21 protein-coding genes and 6 pseudogenes are annotated in these 26,282 nt (G+C 68.6%); 15 read left to right on the top strand and 12 right to left on the bottom strand.

The features are described 5' to 3' along the window. Nucleotides 1–194: 194 nt before the first annotated feature. Both FDO69_RS42265 and FDO69_RS26215 read right to left on the bottom strand, forming a co-directional pair. Nucleotides 195–376: pseudogene (locus FDO69_RS42265) on the bottom strand (ABC transporter permease); the annotation flags it as partial. After that, nucleotides 369–1,241, bottom strand: coding sequence for an ATP-binding cassette domain-containing protein (locus tag FDO69_RS26215; protein WP_159030650.1), 873 nt, complete (start codon nt 1,239–1,241; stop codon nt 369–371). The pseudogene FDO69_RS42265 and the gene FDO69_RS26215, both read right to left, overlap by 8 nt. Before the next feature lie 291 nt (nt 1,242–1,532). Here FDO69_RS26215 and FDO69_RS26210 point away from each other — a divergent pair, with 291 nt between their 5' ends. Both FDO69_RS26210 and FDO69_RS26205 read left to right on the top strand, forming a co-directional pair. Further along, nucleotides 1,533–3,764 carry an alpha-L-fucosidase gene (locus FDO69_RS26210; protein WP_104782297.1) on the top strand — a complete coding sequence of 744 codons (2,232 nt, stop codon included), beginning with the start codon at nt 1,533–1,535 and terminating at the stop codon, nt 3,762–3,764. Between the two features lie 168 nt (nt 3,765–3,932). Next, a pseudogene (locus tag FDO69_RS26205) lies at nt 3,933–4,197 on the top strand (RICIN domain-containing protein); the annotation flags it as partial. Here FDO69_RS26205 and FDO69_RS42735 read toward each other — a convergent pair. Continuing rightward, nucleotides 4,184–4,309: a hypothetical protein gene (locus tag FDO69_RS42735; protein WP_267896253.1), complete on the bottom strand. Its 126-nt coding sequence runs from the start codon at nt 4,307–4,309 to the stop codon at nt 4,184–4,186. The pseudogene FDO69_RS26205 and the gene FDO69_RS42735 overlap by 14 nt on opposite strands. Nucleotides 4,310–4,596: 287 nt before the next feature. On the opposite strand from FDO69_RS42735, the gene FDO69_RS26200 reads away from it, so the two are divergent. Together FDO69_RS26200 and FDO69_RS26195 are read left to right on the top strand one after the other, a co-directional pair. Further along, on the top strand, nt 4,597–4,920 hold the full coding sequence (locus tag FDO69_RS26200; RefSeq protein WP_138430177.1) for a hypothetical protein: 324 nt from the start codon (nt 4,597–4,599) through the stop codon (nt 4,918–4,920). Nucleotides 4,921–5,225: 305 nt separating this feature from the next. Next, nucleotides 5,226–5,827: pseudogene (locus FDO69_RS26195) on the top strand (transposase); the annotation flags it as partial. Nucleotides 5,828–6,072: 245 nt separating this feature from the next. Here FDO69_RS26195 and FDO69_RS26190 read toward each other — a convergent pair. Next, a complete protein-coding gene (locus tag FDO69_RS26190) occupies nt 6,073–6,762 on the bottom strand; it encodes a phosphotransferase family protein (RefSeq protein WP_234388102.1) in 690 nt (229 codons plus the stop codon). A 485-nt stretch (nt 6,763–7,247) separates the two neighbouring features. Here FDO69_RS26190 and FDO69_RS26175 point away from each other — a divergent pair, with 485 nt between their 5' ends. Then, entirely contained in the window at nt 7,248–7,724 is a 477-nt protein-coding gene (locus tag FDO69_RS26175) for a GNAT family N-acetyltransferase (protein ID WP_104782295.1), read from the top strand. 8 nt (nt 7,725–7,732) lie between these two features. On the opposite strand, the pseudogene FDO69_RS26170 reads toward FDO69_RS26175, so the two are convergent. Further along, nucleotides 7,733–8,689, bottom strand: a pseudogene (locus FDO69_RS26170) (IS630 family transposase); the annotation flags it as partial. 20 nt (nt 8,690–8,709) lie between these two features. On the opposite strand from FDO69_RS26170, the gene FDO69_RS26165 reads away from it, so the two are divergent. From FDO69_RS26165 to FDO69_RS26145, 5 genes and pseudogenes are all read left to right on the top strand, one after another. Then, nucleotides 8,710–8,895 (top strand): hypothetical protein, encoded by a 186-nt coding sequence (locus tag FDO69_RS26165; protein ID WP_104782294.1) that lies wholly within the window; start codon nt 8,710–8,712, stop codon nt 8,893–8,895. A 429-nt stretch (nt 8,896–9,324) separates the two neighbouring features. After that, the gene (locus FDO69_RS26160) at nt 9,325–9,804 is read left to right on the top strand and encodes an RICIN domain-containing protein (RefSeq protein ID WP_104782293.1); all 480 of its coding nucleotides are present in this window, start codon (nt 9,325–9,327) and stop codon (nt 9,802–9,804) included. A gap of 184 nt (nt 9,805–9,988) precedes the next feature. Next, nucleotides 9,989–10,461 (top strand): annotated as a pseudogene (locus FDO69_RS26155) (lamin tail domain-containing protein). 71 nt (nt 10,462–10,532) lie between these two features. Next, the gene (locus tag FDO69_RS26150) at nt 10,533–11,645 is read left to right on the top strand and encodes an ArsR/SmtB family transcription factor (protein ID WP_104782292.1); all 1,113 of its coding nucleotides are present in this window, start codon (nt 10,533–10,535) and stop codon (nt 11,643–11,645) included. 52 nt (nt 11,646–11,697) lie between these two features. Beyond that, entirely contained in the window at nt 11,698–12,957 is a 1,260-nt protein-coding gene (locus FDO69_RS26145; protein WP_104782291.1) for an MFS transporter, read from the top strand. Between the two features lie 1,063 nt (nt 12,958–14,020). On the opposite strand, the gene FDO69_RS26140 is transcribed toward FDO69_RS26145, so the two are convergent. Both FDO69_RS26140 and FDO69_RS26135 read right to left on the bottom strand, forming a co-directional pair. Continuing rightward, nucleotides 14,021–15,574: an alpha/beta hydrolase gene (locus FDO69_RS26140; protein WP_104782289.1), complete on the bottom strand. Its 1,554-nt coding sequence runs from the start codon at nt 15,572–15,574 to the stop codon at nt 14,021–14,023. A gap of 1,200 nt (nt 15,575–16,774) precedes the next feature. Beyond that, a complete protein-coding gene (locus FDO69_RS26135; RefSeq protein WP_104782287.1) occupies nt 16,775–16,954 on the bottom strand; it encodes a hypothetical protein in 180 nt (59 codons plus the stop codon). A 54-nt stretch (nt 16,955–17,008) separates the two neighbouring features. Between FDO69_RS26135 and FDO69_RS42255 the strand changes: the two genes are divergently transcribed. Continuing rightward, complete coding sequence (locus FDO69_RS42255) at nt 17,009–17,374, top strand: hypothetical protein (protein ID WP_234388100.1); 366 nt, start codon at nt 17,009–17,011, stop codon at nt 17,372–17,374. Here the strand turns inward: FDO69_RS42255 and FDO69_RS26125 are convergent. Next, a complete protein-coding gene (locus FDO69_RS26125) occupies nt 17,288–18,133 on the bottom strand; it encodes an LLM class flavin-dependent oxidoreductase (RefSeq protein ID WP_104782286.1) in 846 nt (281 codons plus the stop codon). The genes FDO69_RS42255 and FDO69_RS26125 overlap by 87 nt on opposite strands. A 365-nt stretch (nt 18,134–18,498) precedes the next feature. On the opposite strand from FDO69_RS26125, the gene FDO69_RS26120 reads away from it, so the two are divergent. Next, complete coding sequence (locus FDO69_RS26120) at nt 18,499–19,008, top strand: NUDIX hydrolase (protein ID WP_104782285.1); 510 nt, start codon at nt 18,499–18,501, stop codon at nt 19,006–19,008. 637 nt (nt 19,009–19,645) lie between these two features. Here the strand turns inward: FDO69_RS26120 and FDO69_RS26110 are convergent. The 4 genes and pseudogenes from FDO69_RS26110 to FDO69_RS26100 form a co-directional block, all read right to left on the bottom strand. Then, the gene (locus tag FDO69_RS26110; RefSeq protein ID WP_104782284.1) at nt 19,646–20,572 is read right to left on the bottom strand and encodes a DUF8189 domain-containing protein; all 927 of its coding nucleotides are present in this window, start codon (nt 20,570–20,572) and stop codon (nt 19,646–19,648) included. Further along, nucleotides 20,469–20,798, bottom strand: a complete 330-nt coding sequence (locus FDO69_RS43250; RefSeq protein ID WP_478131895.1) for a DUF8189 domain-containing protein — start codon at nt 20,796–20,798, stop codon at nt 20,469–20,471. The genes FDO69_RS26110 and FDO69_RS43250 overlap by 104 nt, the downstream gene beginning before the upstream one ends. A gap of 559 nt (nt 20,799–21,357) precedes the next feature. Beyond that, nucleotides 21,358–23,385: pseudogene (locus FDO69_RS26105) on the bottom strand (FG-GAP-like repeat-containing protein). Nucleotides 23,386–23,452: 67 nt separating this feature from the next. Further along, nucleotides 23,453–24,172: a hypothetical protein gene (locus FDO69_RS26100; protein ID WP_104782283.1), complete on the bottom strand. Its 720-nt coding sequence runs from the start codon at nt 24,170–24,172 to the stop codon at nt 23,453–23,455. 58 nt (nt 24,173–24,230) lie between these two features. Between FDO69_RS26100 and FDO69_RS26095 the strand changes: the two genes are divergently transcribed. The 3 genes from FDO69_RS26095 (at nt 24,231) to FDO69_RS26085 (ending at nt 26,271) form a co-directional block, all read left to right on the top strand. Continuing rightward, nucleotides 24,231–24,449 (top strand): hypothetical protein, encoded by a 219-nt coding sequence (locus FDO69_RS26095; protein WP_138430176.1) that lies wholly within the window; start codon nt 24,231–24,233, stop codon nt 24,447–24,449. Between the two features lie 126 nt (nt 24,450–24,575). Then, on the top strand, nt 24,576–25,667 hold the full coding sequence (locus FDO69_RS26090; protein ID WP_104782282.1) for a hypothetical protein: 1,092 nt from the start codon (nt 24,576–24,578) through the stop codon (nt 25,665–25,667). A 43-nt stretch (nt 25,668–25,710) separates the two neighbouring features. Then, nucleotides 25,711–26,271 carry a hypothetical protein gene (locus tag FDO69_RS26085; RefSeq protein WP_104782336.1) on the top strand — a complete coding sequence of 187 codons (561 nt, stop codon included), beginning with the start codon at nt 25,711–25,713 and terminating at the stop codon, nt 26,269–26,271. Nucleotides 26,272–26,282: the final 11 nt, after the last annotated feature.

Raw genomic sequence — 26,282 nt, 5'->3', positions numbered from 1 at the left:
CGTGCGAGTCCGTCCGGCCCGGGCGGACAGGGGCCGATCGGCCCTACCGCGGGCCCCGCCCGGCAGGCTTTGCTCGGACGCGGTTCCGCACCCGGCACAGGACTCCCAGCCCCGCGGCACGGCAGGGCCGGCTGCGTCTGGTCGCCGGCGGCACTCTGCTTCCGCGCGTGCTGTGGCACTCCGGTCTGGCCGTGCAGGACGTTGATGAGGTTGTCTGTCTGGAGGAAGACCGGGTTGACGATCTGGCCGATGATCGCGGGGACGAGGGCGAGGTCGCGCAGCCGGGCCAGGGGGATCCGGCCGCAAGCAGCGCGGTGCGCCTCTGCTTCGGTTCCGCGGCCTTGGCGGCTGTGTCCGCGAAGACGGTTTCAGGCATTGAGGTCCACTGCTTCCGTCGCGGCCACGAGGTCGTGGTCGTGCCAGCCGCGGGCTATCCCTGTCGTGACCCGACCCTGGAACATCACCAGGATCCGGTCACACATGAGCAGGTCGTCGAGTTCGTCGGAGGCGATGAGCACTCCGGTGCCGGTCCGGGCGGTCTCCTCGACCTTGCCGAGGAGGAATTCCTTGGAGCGGAGGAGGAATTCCTTGGAGCGCACGTCCACGCCCGCGGTCGGGTTGATCAGGACCAGCAGCCGCGGGTCGTCGGCCAGGGCGCGGGCCATGACGACCTTCTGCTGGTTGCCTCCGGACAGGGAGGAGACGGGCAGATCGGGGCCCGGCGTCTTGATCGCCAGCTTCTCGGTCATGTTGTCGGCGAGCCGGTCGCGTCGGTCACGCTGAGGAGGCCGTTCCTGCCGAGCCGGTGGGGCACGGACAGGGTGGCGTTGTGGGCGATCGACATGTCGGGGACGAAGCCCCTGGTGGTGCCGGTCCTGGGGGACGAACCCGGCGCCGGCGGCGAGCGCGGCGTCGGACCGCGCGTAGTCGACGCCCAGCGGCTTGCCGCTCGACGAGGCGGTGGTGCCGGAGCCGCTGCTGCAGGCGCTGAGCAGCGTCAGTGCGCAGACGACGGAGGCGGGGGGCCTAGTGCGGTTCCGAGTCTCATGGGTACTCCCTCGCTCTGGTCCCGGAGCGGGGTTGTTACGCCGATGCGACGGCTGTGTGGTCGGCGGAGAGATGGGCTGTTTATAGAGCGGGGGAAGTGAGGTTGTCCAGTGGGTGCGGCAAAAGTGCTGGAGATGACCGCTGGATGATCTCGCCGGGGGCGCCGTCGGGCTTCCTGGGCGGTGGATCTCCATCCCATCGATGATGCGCACTCGTGATCCGCTGACGGCTTGCCTGTGGACTGCCCGTGTGGTGGCGCACCCTGTGTCGGGGTCCCTAGACATTCCATGTTTGCCGCCACTGCAATGCGTTGATAGCGCCTATATATGGACAAAGGCTTGTGCCGATACGGGTTTTCATCCCTGCACACCCGTTGACATCAGTGCGTCACATGGTCGAACTTCATGCGTAACCTCCGACGCTCCAGAACCGTCGGCGTCCCGCGTCTCCCCCGTCCCCCTTGCCTCTACCTCAGGGATGTCCTCATGTCGCGTTCGCTCAACAGACGCCAGCTCCTGTCCGCCGCCACCTGTGTGGCGGCGGCAGCCATAGCCGGGGGTGGCCTGGGCGCCGGCGTCGCCCAGGCGGCACCGGGCACCTACACGCCCGACTGGAACTCGGTCGATCAGCACCCGCCGGCTCCGGAGTGGTTCCAGGACGCGAAGTTCGGGATCTACTTCCACTGGGGCGTCTTCAGCGTTCCCGCCTTCGGCAACGAGTGGTATCCGCGGACCATGTATCACCCGGGCGACAGCGTCAACCAGCACCACATCGCGACCTACGGCCAGCCCTCGGCATGGCCGTACCACAACTTCATCAACGGGGCGAAGGACCTGGCGGGCAACTTCGTGCAGTTCGCGCCCAAGCTGAAGTCGGCCGGCGGGAACTTCGACCCCAACGAGTGGGCGCAGCTGTTCGTCGACGCGGGCGCGAGGTTCGCCGGCCCGGTCGCCGAGCACCACGACGGCTATTCCATGTGGAACAGCCAGGTCAACGAGTGGAACTCGGTCGCCAAGGGCCCGAAGCTCAACCTGCTGCAACTGTTCACCACGGCGATCCGGGCCAAGGGCCTCAAGCTGCTGGTCGCCATGCACCACGCGTACCACTACAACGGCTTCTACGAGTTCGCCCCCGCCCAGACCGACCCCAGCCTCAAGAAGCTCTACGGCCAGCTCGGTGCGGCCGCGGAGAACCAGCTCTGGTACGACAAGCTCAAGGAAGTCATCGACCTCGCGCAACCGGACATCCTGTGGCAGGACTTCAAACTGGACGCGGTCGACGAGACGCAGCGCCTGAACTTCCTGTCGTACTACTACAACCAGGCCAATGCCTGGGGCCGTGAGGTCGTCGCCACCTACAAGGACGGCTTCAACGGCAAGGGCGAGGTCTTCGACTACGAGCGCGGCGGGCCGGGCGACCTCACCAGCCCGTACTGGCTGACCGACGACAGCATCTCCAGCTCCAGCTGGTGCTACACGCAGGGCATCGGCTACTACAGCAGCCAGCAGATGCTGCACTCGTTCCTCGACCGGGTCAGCAAGAACGGCAACGTACTGCTGAACATCGCGCCGATGGCCGACGGCACCATCCCCCAGGCGCAGAAGGACATCCTTCTCGGCATGGGCGACTACCTGAAGCGCTTCGGCGAGTCGGTGTACTCGACCCGCGCCTGGACCGTGTACGGCGAAGGCCCGACGAAGATGGGCGGCGGCGCCTTCACCACTCCGACGGCCGGCACCGCGCAGGACATCCGCTTCACCCGCAACAAGGCGGGCAACGTCCTGTACGCCACCGTCCTGGGCTGGCCCGGCAGCTCAGTGACGATCAAGACGCTCGGCTCGGACCGCATCAACCTCTCCTCGCTGACCTCGGTGAAGCTGCTCGGCTCCACCGCCGGCACCTACATCGACCTGCCCGCACCCACGCAGACTTCCTCCGGCCTGACGGTCGCCCTGCCGTCCTCGGCGCCGTACAGCGCGGGCGCCTACGTCCTGAAGCTGGCCTTCTCCGGCACCATCCCCGGCATGCTGCCGCTCGTCGGCGCCGCCGCCTTCACGGACGTCAACTACACGGGCGGCTCGGCTCCGTTGCCCGTCGGCGACTACACCGCGGCGGACCTGAGCGCGGCCGGACTGGGCACCCGCACCATCTCCAGCCTGCGTCCCGCCTCCGGTTACCAGGTGATCGGCTACTCCGGCGACAACTTCACCGGCACCGCCTGGACCTTCACCGCCGACAACCCGGACCTCAGGGTCACCGGCAACAACGACCAGATCACCTCGCTCAGGGTCCAGTTCAACCCGTCGAGGTACTTCCGGATCACCAACGTCACCGACGGTCTCGCCCTGGACAGCGGCGGCAACGTCGCCTCCGGATCCAACCTCAAGCAGTGGAGCTGGGACTCCAGCAACAACCTCCAGTGGCAGGCGGTCGACGTGGGCGGCGGCTACTACAAGCTGGTCAACCGCACCAACGGCATGGTCGCCGACGGCTGGGGCAACACCGCCGACGGCTCCCCGGCCCAGCAGGCGCCCTGGAACGGCGGCCCCAACCAGCAGTGGAAGATCACCCCCCGGGGCGGCAGCAGCTACACGATCGCCAACCGCACCACCGGCCTGGTCCTCGACGGCGGCGGCAACGTCACCTCGGGCTCGGTCACCAAGCAGTGGACCTACGGCACCAGCACCAACCTGCAGTGGACCTTCACGGCGCTGTGACTCCCGCAGCGCCATGACCCACGGCCGCGGCGGGCGCGCTCTCGGGCCTGCCCGCCGCCTTCACCGCCTCACACCCGAACATCAGAGCCACCCGGCCGGGAGTACACCCATGTCGTCAGGGAGAAGACTGTCCCGTCGTACCCTGCTGAGCGCCGCGGGCGCCGCTGTGGTCGCGACAAGATCAGGAACGTCAACAGCGGCAAGCTGATGGAGGTGGCCCGACCTCTCCCGGGCGGACGGCGGGAACGTCTCCATCCGGGGGGACGCCAACGCCCCGCAACAGCACTGGGCGATCACGCCATTCTGCCTCACCAACCGGCTGAGCGGACTGTCCCTCAACGTAGACGGGGGCTCGACCGCCGACGGCGCCAACATCAACCAGTCCACCTACCGCCGCGCGCCCGAGGAGCAGTGGCAGATCATCGCCGTGTGACGGTCCCGACGACGGGCGACGTCATCACCGACGCCCGTCGTCGGCCGGCTTTGGCCATGAAGCCCGGGACGGTCTCGCCGTCCTGGTCGACGCCGAGGCCGAAGGTTCCCATGGACCCGTCGATGTCGCATGCAGGCGGTGCAGTAGCGGTGCGGACGGACGAGTTGTCCGCGGTGGCCCTGCACCGACCACAGGGGCCAGTGACTGGTCCGGGGCATCCAGCCGAGGCGCTTCTGCGCGCGCACCCTCTTGGCGCACGCTTGGCAGTTCTTCGGGATCTGCCCGTGGGCGGCGATCATCCGCTCGTACGCGGCCCGGGTGTCGGGCATCCAGAAGTCGGCGAGGTCGCCCCCGAGCCCGGAGCCCCAGTTGGGCTTGCCCTTGTGTGTGAGGGGCAGCATGCCCGGCGTACCGGAGGCCTCCAGGGCGAGCGGCGGCAGCGCCGCGGTGTCGGCGTCGGAAGGCCACATCCCACCGGTCAGGCCGGCCACGACGCGCGCGGCAGCCGAGGCCGCGTCCGGGCGGGTCAGGTACGGGAAGCGGCTTGACGGGATCGCATGGTCCGTCGCCGCACCCCGGAACGCCGCCTTCCATCCGGGCACCGACGGCTCGTACGACGGTCCCGCGACATCTACCCCCTACTGCGCCATCCCCGGCGTGGTCGACCCGGACATGGACCGCGGTGAGCGGCCCTTCGCCTGGTTCACCGGCGCATTCCCGTAGGCCGCACTCCCGGCGGTGGCCGGATCTGCCAGGCGTGCTCCTTCCCCGACGAGCGGCCCGACTACTGCTCGTCCTGCCAGCAGCCGGCTGTCCACCTGCCGGGACGCCGCTGTCCACGCTGCACGCCAAGGTGACCAGCCTGCTCTCACCCAACGGAACCGCCCTCGATGCGTCCCTGCAGCCGCTCGCTGCGGTCCTCACCGACGCTCTAACCCCTGCCCCGTCCTGGCCTGGCTGCGCCGAAGCCCCGCCGCGCGCCTTCTGGGCCAAACTGGTATCGGCGCCCGACGAGCTCAACCACGCGGCTGAAGCGTTTGCCGGACCGTGTCCTCGCGTTCGACGAGTTCGGGCCGCTCGGCGTCCGGCCTACCGCCGGGTCGTGCTGGGCCGAGCAGGGTCGGCCCGAGCGGCATCCCGCGACCTACCACCGCACCCACCGGGTGCGCTACTTCCACGGCTGCTACTCGATCGGCGGCGACACTCTCTGGGGCGTCAACCGCCGCAGGAAGGGCGCCGCGAACACCCTGTCCGCGCTGAAGTCGAGTCGGGCCGCCCGCCCGGACGGCGCCTCGATCTACGTGATCCTGGACAACCTGTCCGCCCACAAGGGCGCCGACATCCGTCGTTGGGTGAAGAAGAACAAGGTCAACATGGGCTTCACCCGATGTACGCGTCCTGGGCGAACCCGATCGAGGCTCACTTTGGACCGCTGCGGCAGTTCATCGTCGTCAACTCCAACCACCGCAACCACACCGCCCAGACGCGGGCCTTGCACGCCTACCTGAGGTGGCGCAACGCCAACGCCCCCCATCCCGACGTCCTCGCCGCTCAACGTCGTGAACGTGCCCGGATCCGCAGCGAGAAGGGCATCCGGTGGGGCGGACGACCGGTTGCCACTGCGGCCTGACCCACAACGCGGCTTGCCACGCCGCCCCAATCAGGACTCGTCGTTCGACAGACCATCCGGGATGATCTCCGCGCCGCTACACGGTCACGCCAGGCTGGTTTTGTTCACGAGTTTCGACAGCAGTCGTTCAGCACTCGGGGAGGCACTCAAGTAGCACGGTGTTCGATGTTCACGAAAACCGGCAGCACTTCCGCTCCAGTGGCAGGTCACAGGCCCTGCCGGCTTTACCGGGCCCGGATGCGCGACTACTCCCGCCAGTCGGCTGTGGCTGCGGCGCGCTCCTGCCACTGCCTCACACCCGGGCCGTTCGGCTCCCACCGGTCGCAGAACCGCCGCAGTGCCTCGCACCGGGTCACCATGGCGGCCCTGCGGATCGGCCAGGACGGCACCAACCCGCCATAGGCCCGGAAGAAGTGACCGAGCGCACGGCGGTGCTCGGGATGGTGCGTGCGCACGATCCACTCGCACCACGCCAGATCCTCGACCGGATCCCCGAGGTGGGCGAACTCCCAGTCGACCACTGCGGTGACCTCGAAGGTCTCGGGATCTAGCAGCACGTTGTTGGGGCCGAAGTCGCCGTGCACAAGCACCTTGTCCGTCCTGCGCGCGTCTTCCGGCAGCACGCTCGGCGCGATTCCGTGGATACGGCGCAGCAACTCCCCACAACTCGTCAAGACAGCTTCTGGTTGACCGGCGTCCAGGAGTTCCTGGCCGGGCGCACCGGCCACGAAGCCAAGAGTGAGCGTGGTCGCGGTCGTTTCCTGCACCGGCGGCACGGGCAACCGGCCCTGCAACCGGGTCAGCCATGCGTACTCACGGCGGAGCCTGAGGCCAGCATCAGGGCCCTCGTAGGTCTTCTCCACGACACTACTGTCGCCGACAGTGTGGTTGGTGTAGCCGTGCTTCAGCGGGCGCATCTGCTGATCATCAGACATGGGCGGCTCTCCCTGCTACCCCACCCACGTTTCGCCCGCGCGCAGTCCGCCGGCATCGGTCGGTGCTGTCGAAACCCGTGCACATTTCGATTCGCAGCCCGGACTTGTCCGCCTCCCATACCAGTGAACAACTGCTGTCCGTTCTTGTGGACATAGCCACCAGGCCGAACCATGGCAGGCACTCCGGCAACCCTTCCATCTTCACGGGGACCAGTTGGTGTTGTTGCCACTGTTCAGCAGTGAGGCGGAGCCTGCGCAGCACGGCGAAGACGCCCTCACCAGCGCGTGTACCGAAACCCACCACTCCCGGGCCCGGCCGCCCGCCCGGCTCCAAGAACCGCCGGTCGGCGCCATGCCACGACGTGGGACGCGTCCTGGCCACAGGCGAGGCTCGTCCTCGCCCCGCCCGCCACAAGAAGGGCGCCAAGCCCCGCCGAACGCAATAGACGAGCAGCCCAACGCATCGTGCTGCCACGATGCACCCCATGGATCTTGAGAACCCCGACAAACTGGTGATACGCCACGCGGATGCCTCGGACTGGCCCGCATTGGCCAGCATCGACTCCATCGCGGCATCGGGCGACGATGCGCGGCGCGCGAGTATCCGACGCTGGTGTGAACAAGGCTCCGTCCTCCTGGCCGAGGACGCATCCGGGCTGCTGGGCTACAGCGTGCTGGAATACACCTTCTTCGAACAGGGCTTCATCACCATGCTGATGGTGGCGCCCACCGCCCGCCGACAAGGCGTGGCCGCACGTCTCCTCAAGGACACCGAGGCCGCATGCACCAGCCCGAAGCTGTTCACCTCGACCAACGTCTCCAACCACCCCATGCACCTGCTACTGCAGCGCTTCGGCTGGAGCCCGGTCGGCCTCCTCCACGGCCTGGACGAAGGCGATCCCGAACTCTTCTACCTCTGCCCAGGTGCCCAACCACCCGGCCTGGTCGAGGCCGAAGGTTAAGCGACAAGCTAAGTGGTCTGCGTCGTAAATCCTTCGGGGGTTGATCGTGCTGCCGCTGCGGCGGAGGGTTCTTGCTGGTGATCGGCGGTGTGCCGGTCGAGCCTGGCCAGCAGATCGTCCAGGTCGCAGTTGGTGAACTTCCACTGGAACGGCTGTGCCGCGGCGTTGTAGCGGTCTTCGAAGGCTCGGAGTCGGTTCTCGACCTCGTTGAGGTCGGTGAAGTCGTTGGGTGATGCGACCTTGCTCTGCACGACTGAGAAGAAGATCTCCACTTGGTTTACCCAGGAGGCGTGCACCGGGGTGTGTACCAGCACCGCGTTGGGAAACGCCGCGGCCAGCCGGTCCGCTGCTGCCTTGCCGCGGTGGGAGGAGCCGTTGTCCACGACCCAGAACACCCGCTTCGCGCTGGCGTAGGGCTCCTGGGCCATGACCTGGGCGACCAAGTTCATGAACGGGTCGATGCCGGTGCGGGGTTCGCACCGGCCGAACACCTTGGCTCGGTGGACGCCGTAGGCGGCCAGGTAGGCCAGTGCGCCACCCCGGTGGTAGGTGTGGTTTACGGGCATGGCGCGGGCCTGCCCGGGGGCGAGGATGGGGTAGCAGCGGCAGCAGGCCTGGATGGAGGTCTTCTCGTCCGCGCTGGTGACGTACTCGTCGTCGCCGAGGGGTCGGCCCTGCCAGGTGCGGGCGTACAGGTCCAGCACTCGCTCGGCCTTGGGCCGGAACTCGGGGTCGGTGATGCAGATCCAGGACTGGTACTGCCAGGGCTTGAGTGCGTCGCCCCTGAGCCAGCGGCGCACGGTGGAGGCGGAGACGGGGCCGGTGATGCCGCGTGCGGCGAGTTCGGTGGCGAGTTCTGGGCACGACCAGCGCGCCAGAGGCACCCCGGTCTCGGCGGGCAGGCGGCAGGCCAGCACTTTGGCCTCGGCCACCTGCAGTGCTGTGTACGACGGTGGCCGGCCCGACCGCTCGCGGTCGCTCCGACGTGGAGGCGAAACTGGCCGACGGCGAACGGGTCAAGCTGATGCGGCTGCGCTATACCGGCGCCGTCGGCAGATGGGCTTTCGCCCGCTACTACGCCAGCAGCGACCGCTACGGCCGCAACGAGGGCCTGCCCGAAGACCTGGTCGAAGAACTGCTACGAGCCGTCGGTGCGCAGAGGCAAGGGTGAGGTACTGATGGCCGAGGCGGATCTCCGCGCCGCGGTCGCCGCTGGCGACGTCCGAGAAGACATCGTGAATGGTGAGCCGAGTTTGGCGAAGGCCCAGCCGGTCTCGTCATCCAACCGTATGAGACAGCGCCTCGTCGGGACGGCTGTCAGTTTCTCGTTCTTGCTGCTCTCCCCTGCCGCAAGGTGTTCACCTTGCCCGTTCGAATCGAGCGGTGCTCTGCCGCACCGGTGCGCTGGGTGCGGTACCTGTGGGTGACGCTCGGTTAGGTGGGCCGAGTGTCGCCGTCCACCCGTTCGAGACCCTCCAGACAGGCTGTGGCCTCGGGAAACGACCGGTTCGCCACGCTCTTGCACAACAGTTGGTTGCCTACGCTGAGTTGCAGGGGCATCCGCTCCTGTGAAAGACACTCGAGGCTGAGGAGCACTGACTTGAGCGACCTCCTCCTGCTCGCGGGCGGATCGGTGACGATGACCCACCACGTCACCGGCACCTACTTCATGTGCAACGACTGGCACGACGGTGTCGGCAACCACACCCAGACCTGGGCACAAGACCCATTCGCCAAGGACAACAACTCGCACCGGTGGTTCCTGCGGCAGAACGCCGATGGCACCGTGCGCATCGAGTCGTACGCCAACCACCGCTGCCTCACCGCAGGGGCCAACCCGCCCGACATCGTGACACTTCGAGAACGCACCGACAGCCTCAACCAGCACTGGCGCCTGGTCTCCCACGCAGAGCGCGGCAACGACTTCTACATGGTCTCGGTCGTGCACCCACGCTACGCCCTGGCCATCGCCGACCACCTTCAGGGCAACGACCGGCTGGTAGGCCTGACCCGCATGTGGGGCGGGCCGAACCTCTCCCAGCTGTGGCGGATCTACCCCTCCTCAGAGGACCAGGGATGACTCCGAACGAGCACGCTCGCCACCCCACAGCGGGGAGTGCTGCCTGAAGCGTGCCGGGCCATCAGCGGGTGGCCGCCAAGCGTCAGCCGCGACGGCGATGCAACGGCGGTCACCCGCGGCTGGCGGCGCCGGCATCGCTCTGCAGTCCTGTCAGGGCCCGCAATCCGCTTCTGCTCGACGTCTCATGGCCGCCACGCTCACCGCCGGCGCCCTCGTCTCGGAGGTCGCCCTGCCGGCGTCCGCCGCCGACCACGCCCGCCCCGAGCGGCCCAAGGTGAAGATCTCGGACGTCCAGTACGACTCCCCCGGCCGGAACGGCCGCTCCGACCGCTCCCTGAACCGCGAGTGGGTGGAAATCACCAACACCGGCCGCCGCAGCGTCAACCTCGACGGCTGGACCCTCCAGGACGAAGACGGCCGCACCTACACCTTCGACGACTACCGCCTCGAGGGTCGCGCCACCGTGCGCATCTACACCGGCCACGGCCGCGACACCGACAGCGACCTGTACCAGGACCGCAGCCACTACATGTGGGAAACAACCGCTCCGACACCGCCACCCTCCGCAACGACCACGGACGCTTCATCGACAACGAGTCCTGGGACCACCACCGCCACGGAAGCGGCCACCACCACGGCGGTCGCCACCACCGCTGACCAGCATTGCCGTCCACCGTCTCGCGTGGCACGCTCCCTCCGGGGACGCCGGACGGCGAGGATGGCGAGTCATGACGATCGTGTTCCGGGTGCCCGCCGGTGGTGCGGAGCGGGTGGGGTTCGCCTACTCGCCGGCGATGGAAGCCGTACTGAGCCTTCATGTGCTGGTGGAGCCCAAGCACCACCCCGTCCAACACGGCTGGGTACGCGCGATGCGCAAGCTGTCGCCGGCGCTGAAGCGGGAGATCGAGGCGTTCTCATACGCGGTGCGCTCGTACTTTCCCGAGTTCCTCTTTCCGCGGCCGACCGGTGGGCTGGCGGACTTCGCCAGCGAGTTGGCCGGCCTGCGTACGGCGGACCCGGAGCTGGTCCGGCTGGAGTTCGCTATCCCGCTGCTGTCGCCGTGGCCGGGCGGCGGCGAGGGCAGGGATCCTCACGCGCTGCGGGAACCGGAGGTACGCGCCCTGCTGCGGGAGCGTGTCGCACGCGAAAGCGATGAAGCGATGGCCGCGATGCTCCTGGACGACCCCCTCGCGCTCCTCGAAAGGTTCCTGAGCATGCTGGAACGCTACTGGCGGGAGGCGTTCGAGGAGGAATGGGCGCGGATCGAACCGGAACTGGCCGCCGGGGTGAGCGAGGCCGGGCACCAGATCGAACAGCGCGGACTGTACGGCATGCTCCGCGGCCTGTGGCCGGAGGTGCGCAGCGACCGACAGGCCGAACGCTTCTGGCTGGAGCGCCCGCACGACCACGAGGTCGCCATCGGCCCGGACGACACCCTGCTGCTCGCCCCCAGCGCCTATGTGTGGCCGCACGTACGGGTCAACTGCGACGGCCCCTGGCCCCTCGGGCTCGTCTTTCCCGTCTCGTCGATCGCCCGGGAAGCCCGCCCCAGGATTCCTCCCGCGCAGCTCGTCGGCATGCTCCGCGCGCTCGCCGACGACACCCGCCTGCGCGCCCTCCGGCTGATCGCCGAACGGCCGCGCAGCACCCAGGAGTTGGCCCCGCTCGTCGGCGTCAGCGAGGCCGCGCTGTCCAAGCACCTGCGCGTCCTGGCGGACGCGGGCCTGCTCGAGCGCCGCCGTGAGGGCTACTACGTCCTGTACCGGCTCCTGCCCGGGCAGGTGGCGAATCTCGCTCCCAGCCTGGAGAGCTTTCTGCACGCCACTGACCCCATTGATTAGCCATCTGCCTAATAAGTGGATCAGGTGTGCGAGGGGATCCGACAGTGGCGGCATGTCACTGCTCAGGGACCGCGATTTCCTGCTTCTCTTCGTCGGCCAGGCCGTCTCACGTTTCGGCGACGGCCTGTACTCCGCCGCGACCGCCTGGCTGGCCTGGTCGCTGACGAAGGACCCGTCGGCCGTCGCCGTGGTCAGCGTGTCCGCGTTCGCGCCCGCGTTCCTGGCCACGTTCGTGTCCGCCTCGTACGCCGACCGTTACGACCGCCGCAAGCTGATGATCGCCACCGATCTGGCCCGGGTCGCCGTGGTGGCGGTGGCCGCGGTGTTGCTGTCCCTCGGCCTGCTGAACCTGCCCCTGCTCGTGGTGACAACGGCGCTGCTGGCCCTGATCGGCGCCCCGTTCGCCCCGGCCCGCAACGCCATTGTCACGCAGATCGTCCCGGCCGACCGTTTGCAACAGGCCAACGGGCTGCTGCAAGTCGCCTTCCGGGCCGCCTTCTTCGTCGGCCCGCTCATGCTCGCGCCGCTGCTGGCCTACGGCTCCATGCGGGCGGCGCTGGTGGTCAACGGCCTGACCTTCCTCGGTTCGGCGGCCGCCGTGGCCGCCATCCGCGTGACCCGCCCCGTCCTGGCCGCCGACCAGGCGGGCCTGTGGGCCGATCTCGCCGCCGGGCTCAGGGCCGTTCGGGCCGCTCCCGACGTGCTGGTGGTCATCGTGACCTTCGTGCTCGCCCTCGCTCTGACCAGTGGCTTCCTGACGGTGGGGCTGGTCGCCGTCGTGGGGCAAGGTGGCCGCTACGGCCTGCTGCTGGGCGTCGCCGGGGTCGCGGAAGTGGCGGGGGCGCTCCTGTTGGCCGGCCTGCGGATGCGCAGGCTCGCCCTGGCGGCGGTGCTGGCCTGGGCCCTGCTCGGAATCTTCCGTGCGCCGCTCGGAATCGTCACCTCCACTGCCGGGGCCACAGTGCTCCTGATCGCCACCGGGCTGGCCTCGGCCCTCACCGACATCCCGCTGATCGCACTGGTGCAGCAACGCATACCGAGCCACCATCTGGCGAAGGCGTTGGGCCTGTGGGAGGCCGGTGTGGCAGGAGCCCTGGCCGTTTCCCCCTTCGTGGCCTCGACCGCCATCGCACTCACCGGAGTCAAGGACGCCTTCCTCCTCTCGGGCGCGGCCCTCGTCGTTCTGGCCATGACTGCCGCGCTCACCCTGGCCCGCGCAGACAGAGCACAGCGGCCCGGGCAGTTGCGCATCGGCGTCCCGTCTGGTTCCGAGGCCGAACAACCGGCAGTCGCGCCGGAGTCCGCCCGGTGACTGACCCCCTGCTGTCGTCCAGCCGGCCCCGATTCCGGACGGCCCGCCGTGAGCGAGACTCGCCGCACCAGTCGTGAGCCGTTCGCGCCGCTCGCGCTGAACCAGACTTCCGCGCCGCCGCCTCTTCCTGTGCATGCGAAGGCAGTGCCGCCGTGCGACTTCGCGACATCCCGCACGATGGCCAGGCCTAGGCCGAGGCCAGAGCCCGCCCGACCTCCTGGCAGACCCACACACCCCCTGCCGTCAGCAGTTTTCGGATCACGGTGCTGGGGACAGGGACCGGCCTGGGTCTGACGATCGCGGCCGGCCAGACACACCTCCTGGGCGCCCGCCTGACCGTCACCGCCCGGCCAAGCGGCTGGCGACACCGTGCTGGTCGCCGCCTACGGTCAGCGCACCAGCATGGCCATGGACACCCTCGCGTCCTACCTCCAGGCCCGGCAGCAGCGCAGCCCGGCGGCCGGCCCGAGGGATGGGGACCGGCACGAAGTCGCCGGGATGCTCGGCGGGGCCGCTTCCCCCCGAGGACGACCAGGACGCGCAACGGTGGTTCTCGTGGGGCCAGGGGGATGCGGAAGGAGAGCGGCTGGCTGAGGCCGATGAGCAGCGGCTGTTCACCGTGGCCTGCCTGCACGGGCTGCGCACTCGCCTGTGTGATGACGTCGACTCCCTGGACGACCATCTCCCGCCGCACATCGCGAAGCTGGCGCGCAAGGTCGCCGAAGTGCTGGAGGAAACCGCGGCTGGTGCTTTGACCGGGAAGGTTCACCGAGTTGGCGACTGGAACGGTGGACGAGCGGTGAGTCTGTGCGGTGAGCAGACTGACCGTCCAGGAGGGGCAGGAGTGCCGCAAATCGTGCGCCGGGGAGGCACGTCACGGTGGCCGAGGCCGACCGGAGCGACCTCGCAGCCCACCTGTGCATCGTCCGGCCGCTCCGCCCCGACCACCGCACCGGCACCCACCCAAAGGCGGTCTCGGACCGGGCGGTGTGGCGGTGCACGCCCAGGGCCCCCTGCGAGCGAACCGGTGTGCTGACGGCCGCCCGGCGGATCCGTACGGGCCTCAGGACATGGTGCCTCGGCACACCGTTCCCGTGGCTGGGGTGCGGCCCGTGCGGAGGTACTGGTTGACGGCCTCCGTGACGCAGCGGTTCTGCGGGTATGTGCCGTGGCCCTCCTCCTCGGCCGTCAGGAGCACGCCGACACCGTCGCCCAGGGCGCGGGCCATGTTGCGGGCGCCGGGATACGGGGTGGTCGGGTCGCCGGTGCCGCCGACCACCAGGACGGGGGCCGCGCCGTGGGCGTTCACCTGAGGCGTGACGCGCTCGCCGTCGAACGGCCAGTCGTAACAGAAGTAGACGCCGGTGGACCAGGCCGCGCCGAAGACGGGCGAGGCGGCCTTGACGCGGGTCTCGTCCCGGTCGAGGCGTTCCAAGTCGGGGCGCAGGCTGGAGTCCGCGCAGGTGATCGCGGTCTGGGCGACGCGGCTGCTGTCGGGCGGGGTCGCCGCGCGGTCGGCGGAACCCATGTCGGCCGCGCCGTTGCTCAGCGGAGCGCCGTCGTTGTGGTCGATCAGCGCGGTGAGGGCCTTGGCGAGCGGCGACCAGCCGTCCGTGCCGAGGACGAGATGGTCGCTGACGCTGTGCGCGAGGTCGTCGGCGTCCAGGTTCCTTCCGCCGCCGGCCGGGGCGGGCTTTTTCTCCAGGCGGTGGGCCAGGCGCGCCATGCGTCGCGCGGCCTCCTCGGGCCCGTCGCCGGTCGGGCAGTGGCGGATACGGGCCGCGCAGTGCGCAGCGAACCGGTCGAACGCCGCCTGGACCGCCTTGACCTGCGACACCTGCTCCTCGCTGAGGTCCTCGGTCGGATCGACGGGCGCTTCGAGGACGAGCCGCCCGACGTGCGACGGGTACAGGTGGGCGTAGACCGCGCCGAGCGCCGTTCCGTACGAGACCCCGAAGTAGTGCAGCCGCTCGTCGCCGAGGAGGTAGCGCATCAGGTCGAGGTCGCGCGCGGTGTGCGAGGTGCCGATGTACGGGAGGAGCGCCCCGGAGTGCTCGGCGCAGGCGTCGGCCCCGTCGTAGCCGGTGTCGTCCGCGGTCTTTCCGCAGCGCACGGGGATGGTCGCGCCAACGCCACGCGGGTCGAAGGAGACCAGGTCGTAGCGGTCGAGGAGCGGCTCGTACTGGTTGAGCCGTTCGGGCAATCCGCTCACGCCGGACACGCCGGGGCCACCGAAGTTGAGGACGAGCGAGCCGATGCGCCGGGCGTTCGGGCCGGTGGCCTTGCGGCGGATCAGTGCAACGTCGATCGTCCTGCCATCTGGTTCTCGGTAGTCGAGGGGGGTCTTCATGACGGCGCAGTCGTAGCCAGTGCGCGCGGTGGGCGGCGAGGTGCAGCGGGACCAGTTCAGGTGCTGGCCGGTGGTGAGCGCGGTGGGCAGACCGGCGGGCGGGTTGTTCGCGGTGAACTCCGTACGCGGCTCCGCACTCCGGCCGGGAGCGTCGTGCTGGAGCCAGGCGCCGATGGCCCCGATCGCGACGAGGACGACCCCGGCGATGATCAGCGCGCCGACCGAGAGGCCCGGTCTGCGGCTTCGTATCAGATGTGCGTCACTCATCGAAATCCCCGCGCTCCCGCCCCTGGACGCCCGCCCCGTGCTCGCATGTCGTGATCGTCCGATCGTCGAATGAGTGCAGAGTACAAGCCGTCCACGACAGCAGCTCAGCTCGTAACGTCACGGATGCCCAACCTGGTGAACCTATACGGCCACAGCGCACGCCACTACGTAACACCGGACGCGCCCCCCGTCGTTGAGCAGCACGACTCCAAATGCCGGGCCCCGGGGCGTCTTCTCTCTCCCCCCCGGGGCCCGTGGTGTGGCGGGATCAGGTCAGGCCGGAGGCGCGATCCGCTCGTCGAGGACCAGGGTGCGGCCGGGCTTGCTGACTGATCCTGGTTCCAGGTTTCGAGCCAGCTGCTGATGGGGGCGTGGAGCGGGCCGCAGGCGGAGCGGTTCGGGTCGAGGTCCATGAGGGTCTTGTAGGGGTTTCGGCTGTAGGCCCCATCCCAGAGCCTTTCGAGGATGGCGACCAGGTTGTCGCCGGAGACTTCGACAGTCTGCATCCCGTTTTCGTGCTTGGTGATGCGCCCAGGAGTGAGGTTGGGATTCTTGATGAAGGCCACCGTCTTCTTCCTGGGGCCCGGCACGTCCGAGCCCTCCTGGGCAACGCTGGTGAGCCACTCCGGCGACCACGTACCGAAGGCCCGTCGGGCGAGGAACGTCCAGGTGTCTTCGTGGCAGGTCAGGGATACGTACGAGATGGTCGCGGCCGTTCGCAGCACGCCCAGGTGGGCTCGGTAGATGTAGCGGTACGTTTCATCCGCGCGAGCCTTCTCCTCCGCGCTGTGCGCTCTTCCTTCTCCGCCTGCTTCTCCAGCTCCGCTGCTTCCCTCGCCTTGGACTCCTCCCGGTCTTCCTCTCTCCAGCGCTTTTCCTGCTCCCACCGATCAGCCGCGATGGCCCTCTTCTGTTCCTGGTTCGCCTTCCACTGCTCCGCCAGAACCTTGAACACCCGCCGCCCTCCCAAGCGTTGTGACACTCGATGATCCCGTCTGGCGTCCTCTTGGAGGCGCTGGTTGAGGAAAGTCCCCAGGTGGGTTCCGGCCACATCATCAACAGATAGCCGATCTCCGCACGTCGCCATCGACGAGCGCGCTTATCCACCGCGTTCTCGACAGGGCCCTGGAGCACCTCTCGCTCCGGCAGACGGGCCTTCCTCTGCCTTGGCATTGGCATTGGGTCGGTGTGTTGCCCGCGTCAGGTGGCGCATGGCGGCTTGGTCCGGATAGAGGTGAGGTCACGCACGTGGCGGATGAGCAGTGTTCTGGGGAAGGGGATGACGCCGAGGTCGGGGTGGTGACGTTCGACGATGTAGTCGGCGACGCAACTGGCGAAGTCCTCGGTGAGGATGGGCGCGGCGGTTCGGTCGCCCAGCAATTCATCCGGAGTGAAGCGGTGTAGGGCTGGCTGGCGGCTCCAGTGCTCAGCGTCGTGGAACTCGCCGCATTGAAGCGCCGCGTCGAGCTAGGCTCCTGCGGCCGCCCGTATGGCACCCCCTGCACCCACGAACGCGCCTGCATCCGCTGCCCGATGCTGAGCATCAACCCGAAAATGCTGCCCCGGCTGGCCGAACTGGAGGAAGACCTCCTCGCCCGCCGCAAACGCGCTGTCGCCGAGGACCGGCGGGGTGAGATCGACGGACTCGACCTCACCCTCACCTTCCTGCAGCGCGGTCTGCGGGAAGGCCTGTCGATCACATCCACGCCCCCGTCAGAGGACATCAGCAAGGCGGTCTACCTGGTTCGGGTCGAGGCCGTAGCAGTAGAGCATGACCTCGTCGGCGCCGAGGTCGGCTAAGCCGGTGATCGCATCGCGGATCTCGGTCGGCGTGGTGAGCATTCCGGCTACCATCCGGTCGGCCATTCCGGTGAAGGTGTAGTACGCGTGCATGTTGGCCTGGGCGTCGTGGACCACGCCTTCAGAGCCGAGCGCGACGTTGACCTGCGCGACAATGCGCGGTTCGCCGTCGCGTTCGTACTCCTTCCAGAACCTTCGGGCAGTGTCGAACAGGCCGCCTGCCCAGGAGAGCGCCGCGGCGGCGATGAAGCCGTCACCCCAGCGCGCGACGCGTTCGATTGCGGCGGGCTTGAAGCCGCCAAAAAGCACCTCGGGGCCACCGAGCCGGGCGGGCGCAGGACCGATCGGGCCGATGTCGTCGCCATACGGCTCGCCGGACCACAGGCGGCGCATTACCGCCATCTGCTCGTCGAGGCGTCGGCCTCGGGTGCGTTGGTCGATGCCCGTGACCTGGTGGTCGTCGTCCCGGCCGCCGATGCCCAGGCCGAGGACCAGGCGACCACCGGTCATCCGATCCAAGGTGGCGGCCTGCTTGGCGAGGAGGGCGGTGTCGCGCAGCGGGGCGAGCAGCACCTCGGTCTGGACGCGGATGCGGGAGGTGGCGCCCGCGAGGATGGCGAGCGCGACCAGCGGCTCGGGGTTGTTGTAGACGAGCCGGTCGAGCAGGCCGAGCGTGCTGAAGGGCCCTGCGTCGGCGCGCTGGGCCCAGGTGAGCAGGGTGGCAGGGTCGCCAATGGGCAGGCCGATACCGACGTTCATGAAGGAGACCTCCGAAGGGAAGGGTCGACAAAGACTGCTGCCGCCCCTCCGGCACCTCAGCGAGGTGGGACGCTCCCGCTCTGCGGCGTGCTTCTGGGGAACGTCTCGTCGAAGTGATTTCACCCTAGGGCGAGCCGGTTTGGTGGGACAAGCCAATTTTTGCGCGGGAGTACCGAGGGCGTAGTACTCGCGCTTGCGGATCGATCCGGCGAATATCGGTAAGTTCGGATATTCAAGGCTGCGGAATAGCGCTGGTCTCAGGGCCACGGAGGACGTCTGGGCGCTCTCGAAGCGGTGGCCGTCCGCGTGTGGGCGACTGCTACCTCGGTTGCGGGTGCCGAGTCGAAGTGGGCCAAGATGATCCAATGAGCCAAGAAACAGACGGTGTAGCCGAAGCGGTCCCAGATCAGTTGAAGCGGGGAAGCTTCCGGTTGGCGGCCTACGCCGTGTGCACCGAGGACGGGCGGGTGCTGCTCGCCCATCACGCGTCGAACAACTGGACTCTTCCGGGCGGTAGGGTCGAGCACGCGGAGGATCCGTTCGACACGGTGATCCGGGAAGTTGCTGAGGAGACCGGCTGCTCCGCGGTGGTCGAGCGCCTGTTGGGCGTGGACTCCAGGGTGATCCCCGCAGCCGTCGCGCGTGCGGGAATCGAGCACCAGAATGTCGGCATCTTCTACCAGGTGCGTATCACTGGCGGTCAGCTCCGGCCTGAGCCGAACGGCGAAACCGTTGAGTCGGTCTGGACCCCGATCCCCGACGTTGCTCGCCTCCGCCGATCATCGCTGGTCGATATCGGCCTCGCCCTGGTGCGGACGGTTCCGGCAACCGGCCACGTCGCTCCTGTCCCAGTTGGCGGCCTGATCCAGCACTGAAGCGCCCCCGACGTCTTTATGGCCCGCTCGGCTGTCGTCTGACCCGAGGGGCGTCCGCACTCGGTGCAGGGTTCCAGCTTGCGCGACCACGTCCGGCAGCGAGGTGAGTCGGTCCCAGCGACGAGGCAAGCCCGGGCCGCGGCGAGCGCGTTCGCTGGTCGTTTTCCGCCGGGTGGGGCAGCCGTTGAAACATCACGCTGGTGGAACCCGAGCTGGTGGTTGAAGTCGGCGTCGACGTCGCCCGCGACGCCTCGGGCCGGTGGCGCCACCCCGCTCGCCTGCACCGCGCCCGCCCTGACCTCTCGCCCTCCGAGGTCCCCCGCTGAACATCGCCGCCACACTGACGGCGGCACCGCGCGGAGGCCCCCGGCCGACGCGCAATACCGGTGAGCGCGCCCCGATCCCCGGCCGCGTCCGCGCCGCCCATCCCGCCCTCCCACGTGGTCGGCGTCGATCCAGCGCCGGAAGCTCGTGCGCTGGTGCCCGGTCCGCGTCTCCGCGGCCACCGGCAGGGCCTGGACGCCTTCGGCCAGCGGCACAGTGACTGCGGCCGGCTCCGCGTCAGCGGCAGCGGAAAGCGCGCCGCCAGCGGTCAGGGGCAGGAACAGCAGGAACGCAGCGGCAACCAAGCGGGGCTTCACTGGCCCCGCCACTGACCGGCCGGCCTCAGGTGTACATGGCCGGCGCGATCCGCTATGACACCACCGACGGCGAGCACCTGCTGGAGGCGTTGACCCGCTGGCCCTTCGGGCCAGAGGGCAGGCGTCAGGGGGACGTAGCGTATCCCGCTGCCGGCTGGCCGAACATCTGGGCGATGTGCCAAACGGCGTGGCGTCCCGTGGAGGAACACGTCCAGGCGTCCGTGTCCGTCGGACCCGACGACGGGCTCACCGCCGATGTCCTGCGCGATCTGCTCCCAGGCGCTCCAGTCGGTGCCGTTGACGATGGTCTGCTCGTTGACCCACAGGTGGCCGCCGCCCCAGTGGAAGGTGGCCGGCCGGGCGTCGGCGGCCCGGGCGACGGCCGGGTTCCCGGTCAGGGTGCCGCCGAGGCTGCTCAGTGTGGCCCAGCCGTTGTAGTCGTCGGTCTGCGGCAGGTGCCACAGGGCGTTGTCGGTGCCCCGGAAGAACACCTCCAGGCGCCCGTCGGCGTTGGTGCCGACGACGGGATCGCCGCCGACGTTCTGCACGATGTTCCGGGGGCTTTCCCAAACGTTGTCGTTGGCGTCCCGCTGTCGGACGACCCACAGGTGACCGTCGGTACCGCGGAAGAACACCTGCAGACGGCCGCGGGCGTCGGTCGCCACTGCCGGGTCGCCCGACAGGGTGCCGCCCAGGGCGGCAGGACCGGTCCAGTTGCCGTAGCCGGACTTGGTGGTCTCCCACACATGCCACAGGGCGTTGTCGGTGCCCCGGAAGAAGGCCGCCGGGCGGCCGTCGGCGTGCAGCCCGGGGACCGGGCTACCTCCGATGTTGTCGGCCAGCACCTTCCCTGCTCCGTAGCCGCCGTTGATGACCGTCTGCCAGGGATGTGCGAGGTTGCCCTGACCGTTTTTGAAGAACACCCCGATGCGCCGCGGCCGTGTGCAGGGCGGAGGGATCGCCGGACGACGTGCTGGCGCCCAGGTTTTCCCACTCGGACCAGCCGCCCCATGTCTGCTGATGACAGTGCGACAGCGCGTTGTCCGCGCGGCCCCTGATGAACACCTCCAGCCGGCCGTCCGAAGAGGGCGCCACCGCCGGATTACCCGTCAGCTGCCCGCCGAGCGAGGTCACCGAGTCCCAGGACATACCCGGCGCCGAAGGAACCGTCATGTTCTTCCCCTCCTGCTTTCGCCCCCGGAACTCTGACCCGGGGAGCCACACCTTGGGTTGTTCAACTGCCTTTCGTGACCGCAGGGCAGGCGTGCCCCGTAGTTCTATGACGGAGCGTCAACAGCCGCCGGGAGCCGGCGTCGGCCAACGCACCCCTGTAAGGACCCGTCACCGCCCCAGCGAGCCCCTGGTGAGGGGTCGGCAGGTATCACCGGCCCGCGGGACGATTCGAGGCAATCGTCGGAGCGCTCGCCGGCTCCCCGGCCTCGCCCGGGCGCGGCGGTCCGGCAGGTACGACAACCGAGGGGCCGCTTGGTCATCAGCCGCACCGCGGCCCTTCAGGCGGTAGGCGGTGCGGTCGCCGGCCTGCGAGCCGCAGGGCGGCCCGCCATGCACCGACAGGCTGGTTCAGCGCCGGCCGGGTGCGACGGTGACGTTGCGTGCTCGGTCATTGGTGTCGAGCTGGACGGCCTGGTAGCCGCCCTCGCCGCCGATGGCCGGTCGCCGTGCTGCAGCGGTGGAGGGCCTTGGAGGATTATCGGGTTCTGAAGCGGCGGAAGAGGTTTCGGGCCACGTACACGCCCGGCCCGCCGAAGCCGACGATGTCGACGCGTCCGTCACCGGTGATGTCGGCGACGAAGCGGGGGTGGTGGCCGACCCGCCAGGCGCCTGCGTCGTCGTTGTAGCCGAAGCCGCGGCACACCAGCTGCGCCTGCTCGAACCGGCCGTCGCCGCAGTTGTGCGACACCCAAACCCCTTCGTCGCCGAAGCCGACGATGTCTGGGTTGCCGTCGCCGGTGACGTCGGCGAGGAACCGGAGGTGCTTCTTGCTCGTCCACCCCTGGGCCAGCCCGAAGTCGTTCAGGACGAGCTGGGAGGGCTCGAACGTGCCGTCGCCGCGCCCACGTGCGACGACGACGCCCTGCGGGCCGAACCCGACGACGTCCACAGCTTGGCCGTCGGCGGTCCGGACCAGGGACCGGGGGTGCTCCTCGACCGAGCTCCACCCCTGGTCGACCCCGAAGTCGTCGAGGATCCACAGGGGGTCGGCGAGCTTTCCTTCCTCGTCCTGGAGTGAGATCCAGACGCCGTCGTCGTGGAAGCCCACGATGTCCGTGCGGCCGTCACCGGTGGTGTCGGCGAGGAAGCGGGGATGCTTGTCGGCAACCCACCCGCCCGCCTTCTCGTCGTGGCCGAATGCCCGGAGAGCCGGTTCCGCGGCGAGGGGTGCGAACTTTCCTTCCTCGTCCTGGAGTGAGATCCAGACGCCGTCGTCGTGGAAGCCCACGATGTCCGTGCGGCCGTCACCGGTGGTGTCGGTGACGAAGCGGGGATGCTTGTCGGCAACCTACCCGCCCGCCTTCTCGTCGTGGCCGAATGCCCGGAGAGCCGGTTCCGCGGCGAGGGGTGCGAACTTTCCTTCCTCGTCCTGGAGTGAGATCCAGACGCCGTCGTCGTGGAAGCCCACGATGTCCGTGCGGCCGTCACCGGTGGTGTCGGTGACGAAGCGGGGATGCTTGTCGGCAACCCACCCGCCGGCCGGCTGCCCGTGGCCGAACGCCTTGATGACCGGCTCACCGCTCGCGGGCGCGAATTTCTTGTTCTCGTCCTGCAGGAACACGCGGACACCGTCGGCAGCAAGGACGACGACGTCGGGCCTGCCGTCACCCGTCGTGTCCGCGAGGGTCCACAGGTCCTTGGGGCTCGGGGAGGGTACGGGTGGGTGCAGGACGCGCTCGTCGTCCTTGAAGGTGCCGTCGCCTTCGCTGGCGGCCGTCACAGCTCCCTTCGCGGGTTTGAGCCCGACGATGTCCGCTTGCCCTGCTCCGGTGGTGTCGGCGAGGAACCGGTCACCGAGCCCGGCCCACCGGCCCGCTTGGCCGCCGGTGGAACAACTGGCTCCGAGGCTCTGCCATGCGCCGGCGTCCTGGTCGCTTCCGAACCGCTTGACGACCAGCAGCATGTCGCTGAAGGAGGGTGTCGCCGCGGGGGCCGGCCGCAGCGCGGCCGAGCGGGACAGTCGCCAGGACTGGCGGCTGTTCCAGTGGCTCAGTCGTGCCCAGTGCAGGACGGGGTCGCTGGTGCGCTCGGGGGCGGCCGGGATGAACCGCCAGTGCTGGCTTGTCGCGCTGTCGTCGTACGCGCGCAGGACGACCCGGATGTCGTCCGCTGTGGGGTCGGCGAGGTCGAGGACGACCCCGTCGGTGGCGCCCTCGATGAAGTAGAGGCCGGCTTCGCCCTCCACGGGGACGACGTGCCACTGCTGGTCCTTTTTGCCGGCGGTGGCGTCCCACTGGCGGACGCCGCGGTCCGCGGCGGCGGGATTGTCGAGGACCTTGCCGCTGACCGCGTTGCGGATCACATAGGCCTGCTCGTCTCGTGCCGGCCCGCCTTGCGTGGCCTGTACGGGGGTGAGCTGCCACTGCTCCGGGCTCGGGCCACCGTCAGGGAAGTCACGCACGACCAGTGCCCCGTCCGTTCCCGGCGTGGACCTGGCGCCGAGGATCTTCGCCGTGGCCGCGTTGACGATCTGAAGTTTCAGTTCTTGCGTGGGCACGGGCATCGCGGTGCCTCTTCCAGGTGGTAGGGGCGTGGGCTCGGGACAGATGTGGTGGGGCGGCGGCCGCGGCTCATGTGAAGACGTGGTGGTAGGGGACGTTCCACTCGTTGGGCAGCCGCGGGTAGAACGTGTTGATGACCGTCCCGGTGAAGTCCCCGCCCCAGTTGTAGGTCACACGCACCTCGCTGTCGGCCGCCACCGCGTGGTCCTTGAACCCGAGGATGGCGTCGGGGTGGGTGATCGGCACGAAGGTGATCCCGCCCCACGGCGTCAGCGTGACGACCCACAGCTGGGTGTCCTCGGGCGCGCCGTTCTTCCCGCGCCACAGGTCACCGACCTTGTCGGGCAGGCCCACCTGGACGGTGTCGGCCGTGCCCTCGGGGGCTTTCTGGTGGACGGTGATGCGCCGGCGCTGAGGCTTGGGCGCGCCGTCGTCGCCGCGCCCCGCGTCGCCCTGGCCGGCGCCGGTGGGCTTGGGTGTCACCTGGCCCGCGGCGCTCTCGATGAAGTACAGCGGTCGCTGTCCGAAGAAGCCGGCCGGGGTGATGTACCACAGGTGACCCTGCGCCTCCTTGGTGGCCGAGTCGAGCGCGGTGGACAGCTTGACTCCCTTGTCGTGGACGCTGTCCTTCAGCTCGACGGGCCGCAGGAAGCCGCCGTTGAAGGCGTGGACGACCATGACCGGCCGGTTCTCGACCAGCGCGGCCACGATCGCGTTGTCGTAGCTGTTCACCGCCACCGGGCCGCCGACCACGAGGTTCGACATCGTCGTGCGTTCTTGGGTGTACATCGCGGGACCTCACCTGTTCTTGAAGTGGAGAACATTGAGCCAGCCACAGTGCAGCGCTTTGCCGCGCAGCATTAGCGACGGCTTTACCGCCCTGGATCGAAATAACCCGGCCTTTATGAACGGCCGAATCAAACACCACCACCGCCACATAAATCACGGCTGCAACAATCGCTTGCAAGACTTTTTGGCGGCACCGATTGAGCGGCTGGCAGCGCTTCAACCTACCGAGATTCTCGGCGACTTGAGAATGGTCGGTGAATGCCTTTCACTCGATTGAGTGTGATACGTGAAGGATTTCTTCCCGGAAAATGAGGCCGCTGATAGCTTCGAATTTCGGAAAGCGCGCAGATGCCTGTTCGGTTCCATCGAGCGCGTTTCGGAGAGAATCAGCCGAGGACGGGGAATGCCTTCCACTGCTTACAACCTGGAACGGTTCAAGCGCCATCCGCTGACGAAGAAGAACCTGCGGGAACTCGGCATCGACCTGCCATCCCTCCTGAACCACCCCAACCTGGTCTACACCGACAACAGCGGCGTGCAGCACAAGCCCGTCGGCATCTCCATCAACAAGTCGAGCTCCGGCACGTTCGCCGGCTCCGCGTTCGATCTGGGCTGGCTCGCCTACATGAATCTCGGAGAACCGCTGATCGAGGAGCGGGGCGACATCACTCCGCCCCCGCCGGACACGTTCTCCTCACGCGCCTACGTCAACCGCAGCGACACGCACGAGATGACCTTCACCGACTCGGTCGAATTCACCGTGTCGAACGGCGTGACCTGGTCGCTCCACGGGGACGCCAAGCTCACCTTCGGCGGCAGCATCGGCGCACAGCTGCAATTGCAGCTGCAGAACCAGCTCAAGATGGACCTCCAAGCCCAGTTCGGGACGCAGCTGCGGAACGACATGGCGAACAAGAACGCCAACACCGTGACCAACAAGAACAGCAAGGACAGCGTCGGGGTCGACAACGCCAACGCCACCGAAACGGCCGCGACGAACTCGACGGGGAATTCCGCGTCCAACTCCGTGACGAACTCGGTGGCGTTCACGACCCAGGGCAGCGCCACCGGCAGCGCTTCGCTCAACGCACAGCTGGCACTGGGCCTCGCGGCCACCGTCGGCGGCTCCCTGACGACCAGCTGGACCTCGAAATCGCAAATCTCCGGCAAGGTCCCGAAGGACTCCCGTGTGGAGACCATCGCCACACAGCGGCGTGCCCACAAGCACTTCGAGTACGAGATCCCGGTGACCTTCGCCGGGTTCCTCGCGGTGAGATACGCCGTTCCGGTTCCGGTCCTGTCTCCCCCGCAGCCCGGGGCCTTCCCCGGCCTCGCCCAGGTGGTCGCCCGCGACATCGCCGGCATCAACCTGGCCGGCGGCGGATACCGCATGAAGGGGCGGATGGAGGTCGTGTCCTCCCTGGACGTCCACCACACGATGTTCGAAGCCGAGCCTCTGACCTTCAGCCCACGAGCCCTGCACAAGGGGCCTTGACCGGGCGACAGCACCGCCACGACGACGACCAGGGGTGATGACCATGGTATTCGACAATATTTTCGGTTTCGCGCAGAGCGGCGCGGGGCTCTTCTCGGTGACAGCCGGCGCAGCCGAGTCGCAACCGGGTGCGGACGTCGACTTCGAGGACGCCCAGGAGGACACATACGACGACAGGAACACGAGCCTGTTCGTCCATTCGATCCACGGGGCATCCTCCCGGGCGAAAGTCGTACAGGAGCAGTCACCCGAAGCGCGGGTCATCCTGGGCATCCTCGGCTCCTTCATCCAGACCACCCAGGACTCGGCCCGTACACAGGCCCAGCACGCCCACGCCGACTCGGTCTCCGGCACAGCGTCCGCCGGCATGTCAAAGGCGAGTGAGACGGTGAAGAGGGAAGACGGCCTGCAAAAGAACCAGGACCTCCAGGACAAGCTGAACAAGGAGGCATACGCCAAGGCCCCCAAGGCTCCGGAGCCACCCAATGCCGCAGAGCCCCCCAAGGCGCCCCAGGCGGCCGCCGAGCCTCCGCAGAAACTGGGGAAGACCAAGACGACCGAGACGACCGAGACGACCACCGAGGAACCGTCCGGTTCCCAGTAGCGCTCAAGCCA

Origin of the sequence: Streptomyces tibetensis, from assembly GCF_007655005.1 — a bacterium.
GTDB classification, from domain to species: domain Bacteria; phylum Actinomycetota; class Actinomycetes; order Streptomycetales; family Streptomycetaceae; genus Streptomyces; species Streptomyces tibetensis.
This window is presented reverse-complemented; position numbering and strand designations above follow the sequence as displayed.

Bases quoted from the DNA above. Each gene is read 5' to 3' on its own strand.
- FDO69_RS26215 (WP_159030650.1), bottom strand. From the start codon at position 1,241: ATGGAGATCCACCGCCCAGGAAGCCCGACGGCGCCCCCGGCGAGATCA.
- FDO69_RS26210 (WP_104782297.1), top strand. From the start codon at position 1,533: ATGTCGCGTTCGCTCAACAGACGCCAGCTCCTGTCCGCCGCCACCTGT.
- FDO69_RS42735 (WP_267896253.1), bottom strand. From the start codon at position 4,309: ATGGGAACCTTCGGCCTCGGCGTCGACCAGGACGGCGAGACCGTCCCG.
- FDO69_RS26200 (WP_138430177.1), top strand. From the start codon at position 4,597: ATGCCCGGCGTACCGGAGGCCTCCAGGGCGAGCGGCGGCAGCGCCGCG.
- FDO69_RS26190 (WP_234388102.1), bottom strand. From the start codon at position 6,762: ATGTCTGATGATCAGCAGATGCGCCCGCTGAAGCACGGCTACACCAAC.
- FDO69_RS26175 (WP_104782295.1), top strand. From the start codon at position 7,248: ATGGATCTTGAGAACCCCGACAAACTGGTGATACGCCACGCGGATGCC.
- FDO69_RS26150 (WP_104782292.1), top strand. From the start codon at position 10,533: ATGACGATCGTGTTCCGGGTGCCCGCCGGTGGTGCGGAGCGGGTGGGG.
- FDO69_RS26145 (WP_104782291.1), top strand. From the start codon at position 11,698: ATGTCACTGCTCAGGGACCGCGATTTCCTGCTTCTCTTCGTCGGCCAG.
- FDO69_RS26140 (WP_104782289.1), bottom strand. From the start codon at position 15,574: ATGAGTGACGCACATCTGATACGAAGCCGCAGACCGGGCCTCTCGGTC.
- FDO69_RS26125 (WP_104782286.1), bottom strand. From the start codon at position 18,133: ATGAACGTCGGTATCGGCCTGCCCATTGGCGACCCTGCCACCCTGCTC.
- FDO69_RS26120 (WP_104782285.1), top strand. From the start codon at position 18,499: ATGAGCCAAGAAACAGACGGTGTAGCCGAAGCGGTCCCAGATCAGTTG.
- FDO69_RS43250 (WP_478131895.1), bottom strand. From the start codon at position 20,798: ATGTCCTGGGACTCGGTGACCTCGCTCGGCGGGCAGCTGACGGGTAAT.
- FDO69_RS26100 (WP_104782283.1), bottom strand. From the start codon at position 24,172: ATGTACACCCAAGAACGCACGACGATGTCGAACCTCGTGGTCGGCGGC.
- FDO69_RS26090 (WP_104782282.1), top strand. From the start codon at position 24,576: ATGCCTTCCACTGCTTACAACCTGGAACGGTTCAAGCGCCATCCGCTG.
- FDO69_RS26085 (WP_104782336.1), top strand. From the start codon at position 25,711: ATGGTATTCGACAATATTTTCGGTTTCGCGCAGAGCGGCGCGGGGCTC.